This is a genomic window from Streptomyces sp. NPDC051987, from assembly GCF_040680735.1.
Lineage (GTDB): Bacteria > Actinomycetota > Actinomycetes > Streptomycetales > Streptomycetaceae > Streptomyces.
Map to the genome: position 1 here is coordinate 1 of NZ_JBFAXI010000171.1, position 7,980 is coordinate 7,980.

The 7,980-nt window shown below is 70.4% G+C and carries 3 protein-coding genes and 2 tRNA genes; all 5 read right to left on the reverse strand.

Annotated elements, in window-relative coordinates; genetic code table 11:
* Window positions 1-35 precede the first annotated feature (35 nt).
* The 5 genes from AB0M11_RS40655 to AB0M11_RS40675 all read right to left on the reverse strand — a co-directional run bounded on the left by AB0M11_RS40655 (window position 36) and on the right by AB0M11_RS40675 (window position 7,895).
* Window positions 36-110 (reverse strand) — tRNA-Asp (locus AB0M11_RS40655).
* A gap of 94 nt (window positions 111-204) precedes the next feature.
* Window positions 205-4,176, reverse strand: coding sequence for an ATP-dependent RNA helicase HrpA (gene hrpA / locus AB0M11_RS40660; RefSeq protein ID WP_365713900.1), 3,972 nt, complete (start codon window positions 4,174-4,176; stop codon window positions 205-207).
* Between the two features lie 189 nt (window positions 4,177-4,365).
* The gene (locus AB0M11_RS40665; protein ID WP_365713902.1) at window positions 4,366-4,659 is read right to left on the reverse strand and encodes a hypothetical protein; all 294 of its coding nucleotides are present in this window, start codon (window positions 4,657-4,659) and stop codon (window positions 4,366-4,368) included.
* A 68-nt stretch (window positions 4,660-4,727) separates the two neighbouring features.
* Window positions 4,728-7,568, reverse strand: coding sequence for a PKD domain-containing protein (locus AB0M11_RS40670; protein ID WP_365713904.1), 2,841 nt, complete (start codon window positions 7,566-7,568; stop codon window positions 4,728-4,730).
* Window positions 7,569-7,821: 253 nt separating this feature from the next.
* A tRNA-Phe gene (locus AB0M11_RS40675) sits at window positions 7,822-7,895 on the reverse strand.
* Window positions 7,896-7,980 lie beyond the last annotated feature (85 nt).

Genomic DNA, 7,980 nt, shown 5'->3' on the forward strand with positions numbered 1-7,980 from the left:
CCGCTTCCCTTGGGGAAGCGGGCCTTCGATTTGAGCGGTCCTGACGGGATTTGAACCCGCGGCCTCCACCTTGACAGGGTGGCGAGCACTCCAAACTGCTCCACAGGACCAGGTTTCGCGGCACTTTGTCTTGCGTTGTGCTGCGAGAAGGACTGTACAGGAGGGGGAGGGTGCTGGTCGAACTCACCCAGCGTGCCCGGTCGGTCACGGGGCCAACGTGTCGATCGCCTTCACGATCCGCTTGTCCGAGATCGGGTACGCCGTGCCCAGCGCGTGGGCGAAATAGCTGACCCGCAGCTCCTCCAGCATCCAGCGGATGTCCAGGACCTGCTGCGGCACCGGCCGGCCCTTCGGGAGCTGCTCCAGGAGCCAGGCGTACTCGTCCTGCATCTCGTGGACCTTCTCCATGCGGGTGGTGTCCCGCTGGACGTTCGTCGGCATCTGCTGCAGGCGGCGGTCCGCGGCCACGAGGTACCGCATCAGGTCGGGGAGGCGCCGTATCCCGGCCCATGTCACGAAGCCCGGCTTCACCAGGGCGTCCAGCTGCTTGCGGACGTCCGTCAGGTTCGCCAGCAGCGCGGGGCTCCGTACGCCCTTCAGGCGGCGCTCACAGGCCTGCCAGGCGGCGAGGACCTGCTGCACCTGCCCGACCGTGCGGACCGTCGTGTCGACGATCTCGGCGCGCACCTTGTCGTACAGCTTCCGGTACGACTCCTCGTCCCACGCCGGCCCTCCGAAGTCTGCGATCAGCTTGTCCGCCGCCGCCATCGCGCAGTCGTCGAACAGGGCCTGGATGCTGCCGTGCGGGTTCGCCGACAGCGCCAGCTTCTGGGCGTTGGTCAGCTTCTCCGACGCGAACTTCGCCGGGTTCACGGGGATGTTGCGCAGGATGAGCCGGCGCGTGCCCTTCCACATCGCCTCGGCCTGCTCCTCCTCGGTGTCGAAGAGGCGGACGGAGACCGTGTCGCCGTCGTCGACCAGCGCCGGGTACGCCTTGACCGGCTGGCCCGCCCGGCGCGTCTCGAAGACGCGCGTCAGGGTGCCGATCGTCCAGTCCGTGAGCCCCCTGCGTTCCAGGGACTCGCCGCCCTCCCGGGAGGCGGTGGCGGCCGCCGCCTGCGAGAGGGCCTGGCGCGCCTTCGGCTTCAGCCGGAGCTTCAGCGCCTCCAGGTCCTTGTCCTCGGCCAGCTTCCGGCGCCGTTCGTCGACGATCCGGAAGGTGATCTTCAAGTGGTCGGGGACCTTCGCCCAGTCGAAGTCCTCGGCCTCGAAGGGCACGCCGACCATCCGCTTCAGCTCACGCGCCATGGTGGTGGTGAGCGGCTCCTGAAGGGACTGTGCGTGATGGCGTCCCTCCGGGGACGACGCGGTGTCCAGGAAGCGCTTCGCGAAGTTCGGCGCGGGCACGTAGTGGCGGCGGATCGGCTTGGGCAGGCTGCGGATCAGCTCCGTCACCACCTCTTCCCGCAGGCCCGGGATCTGCCAGTCGAACCCCTCGTCCGTCACCTGGTTGAGGACCTGCAGCGGGATGTGGACGGTCACGCCGTCGGCGTCCGCGCCCGGCTCGAACTGGTAGGTCACCCGGAACTTCAGCTGCCCCTGGCGCCAGGAATCCGGGTAGTCGGTCTTGGTGACCGCTCCCGCCGACTCCCGGATCAGCATCTCCCGCTCGAAGTCGAGGAACTCCGGCTGTTCGTGCCGTTTCCGCTTCCACCACGAGTCGAAGTGGGCGCCGGAGACGACGTGTTCGGGCACCCGCTGGTCGTAGAAGTCGAAGAGCGTGTCGTCGTCGACGACGATGTCCCGGCGCCGGGCCCGGTGCTCCAGCTCCTCGACCTCGCTCAGCAGCCTGCGGTTGTCGGCGAAGAACTTGTGGTGGGTGCGCCAGTCGCCCTCGACCAGTGCGTTGCGAATGAAAAGCTCGCGGCTGGTCTCCGGGTCGATCCGGCCGTAGTTCACCTTCCGGTCGGCGACGATCGGTACGCCGTAGAGCGTGACCTTCTCGAACGCCATCACGGCCGCCTGGTCCTTCTCCCAGTGCGGCTCGCTGTACGTCCGCTTCAGGAGGTGCCCGGCGAGCGGCTCGACCCACTCCGGCTCGATCTTCGCGTTGACCCGGGCCCAGAGCCGCGAGGTCTCCACCAGCTCCGCCGACATCACGAACCGGGGGGCCTTCTTGAACAGCGCGGAGCCCGGGAAGAGCGCGAACTTCGCGTTGCGCGCCCCCAGGTACTCGTTCTTCGCGCCGTCCTTCACGTCCTTCATGCCGATGTGGGAGAGGAGACCGGCGAGGAGGGAGACGTGCACGCGGTCGCCGGGGGCGTCCTCCTCGTTGAGGTGGATGCCCATCTGCTTGGCGACCGTGCGCAGCTGCGTGTAGATGTCCTGCCACTCGCGGATGCGCAGGAAGTTCAGGTACTCCTGCTTGCACATGCGCCGGAAGGAGCTGGAGCCGCGCTCCTTCTGCTGCTCCCTGACGTACTTCCACAGGTTGAGGAAGGCGAGGAAGTCGCTGGTCTCGTCGCGGAACCGGGCGTGCTGCTGGTCGGCCTGGGTCTGCTTGTCGGCCGGGCGTTCGCGCGGGTCCTGGATCGAGAGCGCGGCGGCGATCACCATGACCTCGCGGACACAGCCGTTCTTGTCGGCCTCCAGGACCATCCGGGCGAGCCGCGGGTCGACGGGCAGCTGGGCGAGCTTGCGGCCGGTGTCGGTGAGCCGCCTGCGCGGGTCCTTCTCGGCCGGGTCGATCGCGCCCAGCTCCTGGAGCAGCTGCACGCCGTCCCGGATGTTGCGGTGGTCCGGCGGGTCGATGAAGGGGAACTTCTCGATGTCGCCGAGGCCGGCCGCGGTCATCTGCAGGATGACGCTCGCCAGGTTGGTGCGCAGGATCTCGGCGTCCGTGAACTCCGGCCGGGAGACGAAGTCGTCCTCGCTGTACAGCCGGATGCAGATGCCGTCGGAGGTACGGCCGCAGCGGCCCTTGCGCTGGTTCGCGCTGGCCTGGCTGATCGGCTCGATGGGCAGCCGCTGCACCTTGGTGCGGTGGCTGTAGCGGGAGATCCGGGCGAAGCCGGGGTCGATGACGTACTTGATGCCGGGGACGGTGAGGGAGGTCTCGGCGACGTTGGTCGCCAGGACGATCCTGCGACCGGTGTGCGGCTGGAAGACCCGGTGCTGCTCGGCGTGCGAGAGCCGGGCGTAGAGCGGGAGGACCTCGGTGAACCTGTAGTTCTTCCTGGTGAGCGCGTCGGCGGTGTCCCGGATCTCCCGCTCCCCGGAGAGGAAGACGAGGATGTCGCCCTGGCCCTCGGCCTGGAGCTCCTCCACGGCGTCGCAGATGGCGGTGATCTGGTCCCGGTCGGCGTCCTCGGCGTCCTCTTCGAGGAGCGGCCGGTACCGCACCTCCACCGGGTACGTCCGGCCGCTCACCTCGATGATCGGGGCGTCGCCGAAGTGCCGGGAGAACCGCTCGGGGTCGATGGTCGCGGAGGTGATGACGACCTTGAGGTCGGGCCGGCGCGGCAGCAGCTGGGCCAGATAGCCGAGCAGGAAGTCGATGTTGAGGGACCGCTCGTGGGCCTCGTCGATGATGATCGTGTCGTAGGCGCGCAGCTCGCGGTCGGTCTGGATCTCGGCGAGCAGGATGCCGTCCGTCATCAGCTTGATGAAGGTGGCGTCCGGGTTCACCTGGTCGGTGAAGCGGACCTTCCAGCCGACGGACTCCCCGAGCGGCGTGCGCAGCTCCTCCGCGACCCGCTCGGCGACGGTACGGGCGGCGATCCGGCGGGGCTGGGTGTGCCCGATCATGCCGCGCACGCCCCGCCCGAGCTCCAGACAGATCTTGGGGATCTGGGTGGTCTTCCCGGAGCCGGTCTCACCGGCCACGATCACGACCTGGTGGTCGCGTATCGCCTCCGCGATCTCGTCCTTCTTCTGGCTGACGGGCAGCTGCTCGGGGTACGACACGGCGGGTACGACGGCGCGCCGGGCGGCCATCCGTTCCTCGGCCCTGGCCACCTCGGCCTCGATCTCGGCGAGGACGGCGGCTCGGGCCTCCGGCTTACGGATCTTGCGCGCGCCTTCCAGCCTGCGCCCGAGCCGGTGCGCGTCGCGCAGTGAGAGCTCGGTCAGGCGAGGGGCGAGGGGGCCGAGGGCGGGGGCGGGATGCGTAGACATACGCGGTCCAGGATCTCACCTCGGCCAAATTCCTGGCGACCGCATTTGCCTCCGGCGGTTCGGCCGGGGGCTGGAGGGCGGGCGCGGTGTTTCGCGTGCGGGTGGGGGCTTCTCGCGCCCACGCGGCGCAGCCGCACATCGACACGGCCCCGCGCCCCCTTACGGTGCGCTGCCCAGCCGTTCCTTCTCCTACGAGGTTCGCTGGGTGGGAGGGACGGGGGTTTCGGCCGGGGGTTGGGCGGTGGCTGCCGCTATGGACTTGGCCGTGTTGGAGACGGCCTTGATCCCCAGGTACGCCGTGGTCATGCTGCTCACCGCCGTGAAGGCGGCGGTGAGGACGCCGATGATCACGGACTCGTTGCCGTCGAGCCGCCAGACCCCGAAGACCGCCACCGCGGCGATCGCGAGGTTGCTGACGACGACGGCGAGCAGGCCGTACCGCGCCCGTTCCTTCTCCAGCTGTATGTCCTGATCCCGGTTCATCTTCCCCACCCTGGTGACGTGTCGACCCGCCAGAACCTAGTGGCGGCGGGGTGCTCGGCCAAGGAGATTCAGGGCGCGGCGGGGAAGACGCCGTAGGCGCCCAGCAGGTCGGCGTAGACGGTCACCGGGACGGCACCGGCGTTGTAGAGGTCGACCTCGCCGTCGGTGCCGACCTTGACCAGCGCGCGGTTGGCCGCGGTGTGCCCCTGGGCGAAGCTCAGCGAGTAGACGCCGGGCCGTGCGGTGCCGTCCGCGTGGGCGACGAGGTAGCCGCTGCCGGACGGGGAGGGGACGGTGAGGTTCAGGTCGGCCGCGGTCACCCCGGTCGCGGGGACGCCGTGGGCGCCGGTGACCTTGAGCTTGAGGGTGGTGTGGGCGCCGATCCTGACGGTCGTGCGGGTGGGGGTGGCGGGCACGAACTCGGAGCCGTCGGCGGTGCCGTACCAGCCGGTGAGGTCCGCGACGAGGTGCGCGGAGGCCTTGCTGTCGTTGTGCAGGACGACCTTTCCGTCGTGCACGGGGATCACCACCTGGTCGGTGGCGGTCTGGCCGGTGGTCCAGTACGGCCCGCTCACGCTGGAGTCGTTGCTGCCGTGCGTGGCGACGGCGAGGTCGCCGGACGCCCTGGTGGTGGTCGCCGTGACGTCGAGGACCACCGCGTCCGCGTTCGCCGGGACGCCGTGGGTGCCGCCGACCGTCAGGGTGACCGAGTGACCGCCGGCGACCGGGCCGCGTACGCCGCCGGTGCCGGTGCGGGTGTCGAGCAGGCGGGCCGGAACGGCCGGGTGGTAGGTGTCGGCGTACTGGGCGTGGGACAGGAGGCCGACCGTGGCGACGTCGACCGTCACCGCACCGGCGCTGCCGTTGTAGAGGTCGACCGCACCGGTCTCAGTCACCTTCACCGTCGTCTCGGCGGTGGTCGTACGGCCCCGCTCGAAGGCGACGTCGGCGGTGCCCGGACGGGTGGAGCCGTGGGTGTAGGGGGTGAGCGCGCCGCTCGCCTTGGCCCCGCTGGTGACGAGCTGGAGCTGGACCGCGTCCACGCCGTCCGAGTCGGCCCCCAGCGTGGCCGCCGACAGCTTCAGGACACCGTGCGCGGCGATCGTCTTCTGGGTGTCGTACCGCGGGGTCACGGCGACGTAGGCGTCGGCGGCGTGGAAGGTGGTTCTGGCGGTGGTGGTGCGGCCGAGCAGGTCGGTCTGCGTGAGGGTGGCGGTGTACGTGCCGGGGGCCGGGTACTGGTGGGCGGTCTGCTGGGCGCCGACGGCCAGGTTCTCCTGCGTGCCGTCGCCGTAGCTCAGGGTTCGGTACGCGACCTCCCAGGCGTCGGCCGGCGCCGGCAGCGTGAACCGCGCGTACCCGGCGTCGACCTGCCCGTCCACGGTCTCCGGGGCGGCGGACAGGGCTGCGGCGGGCGGGGTGGCCGTACCCGCCGCCACACCGGCGTAGATGTGCTCGGCGGTCGTCCCGTCGGGTTCGGTGAACGTGATGCGGGGCGTGTACAGCCCCGGCGTCGCGTAGGTGTGGGCGACCGGGGTGCCGGGAGCGCCGGTGGCGGGGTCGCTGCCGTCGCCGAAGTCGACCGAGTAGGTGAGAGGGGCGCCCCAGGCGCTGGTGGCGTCGGTCTGCAGGGAGATGCCGAGCGGTGCGAGCCCCTTCGGGGGCGTCGGGATGTCGCCGGAGGCGATGGTCAGGGTGTCCTGCCGTTCCAGGGCGCCCCGGTCGTAGAAGGCCGTGGCGCCGGTGCCGGTGTTGCCGACCAGCAGGTCGTCGACCCGAGGACGTCCCTCGCAGTCGGTGGTGAGTTCGCCGGGTGCGGTGGCGTCGGCCGAGTCGATCAGGGAGGAGCGCTCGGCCGGCGTCGACGGGTATGCGTTGATCCCGTCGAGGTCGTGCGTGCCCTGGCCGGTCCCGTCCCGGAAGGCCGCGCTGGTGGCGTAGGAGGCCCCGGCCCAGGAGTACTCGGTACGGGCCGGGGTGGAACCGGACGCCGCGTTCGCCGCCACGTTGTAGTCGGCGGTGACCTGGCTCGTGGAGTCGGCCGACACCGCGTAGAGCGGCGCGGCCGGTGCCTGGCAGGCACCGGTCCGCGTCGAGCCGTTGGTGAGGGCCACGTTGTTCTCCACCACCCCGGAGCTCCCGCCGTCCAGCGAGATCCCGGTGGCACAGGGGGCGAAGACGGTGTTGCTGGTCACGTCCGTGCCGGCCGCCCCGGACACCGCGATCCCGCCCTGCTGCTGCGTGAGGATCATGTTGGTCGTCACGGTGACCCGGGCCGCTCCGGGCTGCACCCGGACGCCGTACGCGGTGCCGGGGTAGATGGAGTTCCGTTCCACGGTCACGTCCGAGGACGCGCCGTCCACGCCGATCGCCGTGCCGGTGACGGGAGTCGTCGGGGAGGAGTTGTCGACCGTCAGCCGGTCGAGGGTCACGTGGTCCGACCCGGTCACCGCCACCACGTCCGAGTGGTGCGCGTCGCTGAAGGTCAGCGATTCGATCCGTACGTCGTGCACGCCCTCCAGGGTCAGCGCCGGTGCGGTGGCGGGCGCGGCGAGCACCGCCGCGGACCGGCTCTGGGGGAGGGGCGCTCCGCTGATCGTGATCGGCTCGTCACCGGTCCCCGACCGGGTGAGGGTCACCGCCTCCGCGTACGGGGAGAGGGAGGTCCCCAGGATCCGGACGGTGTCCCCCGGCTCGACCACGTTTGCGGCGGCCTGGACGGAGCAGAACGGCTTGCTCTCCGTGCCCGTGCCGCTGTCACTGCAGGACAGCGCGTCGCGGTCGACGTACAGCGTTCCGCCCGGACCCGCCGGGTCGGCCGCGGCCCGTCCGGCCTCCCAACCGCTCATCACCCCCGCCGCGACGATCACGGCGAGGGACAGCCCGACGACGGGGCGGGATCTGCGCATGCGGTCTCCACGGAGCGTTCGCGGGTGTGGTCACGAGAACGCCGGAGGGGACGACTCAGCGCAGCGTTGTCATGCTGACGTCATGCTCGCAGTCCGACGTCAAAGGAATGCCATACTCCGCTGTGATCTTGCCTAAAACGGAGCCGGTCAGTGGAGGCGGCGCAGGGGGGTGGGCCGGTGCGGAGGCAGTGCAGGGTGGGGTCGGTGCGGAATGAGAACAGCCCCTCCGGAAGTCCGGAGGGGCTGTCTGTTGTGGCTGGGGCCGGGGTCGAACCGGCGACCTATCGCTTTTCAGGCGATCGCTCGTACCAACTGAGCTACCCAGCCACGAGGTTTCACGTGAAACCTCAGCGGTCCTGACGGGATTTGAACCCGCGGCCTCCACCTTGACAGGGTGGCGAGCACTCCAAAC

Bases quoted from the DNA above. Each gene is read 5' to 3' on its own strand.
- AB0M11_RS40665 (WP_365713902.1), bottom strand. From the start codon at position 4,659: ATGAACCGGGATCAGGACATACAGCTGGAGAAGGAACGGGCGCGGTAC.
- hrpA (WP_365713900.1), bottom strand. From the start codon at position 4,176: ATGTCTACGCATCCCGCCCCCGCCCTCGGCCCCCTCGCCCCTCGCCTG.
- AB0M11_RS40670 (WP_365713904.1), bottom strand. From the start codon at position 7,568: ATGCGCAGATCCCGCCCCGTCGTCGGGCTGTCCCTCGCCGTGATCGTC.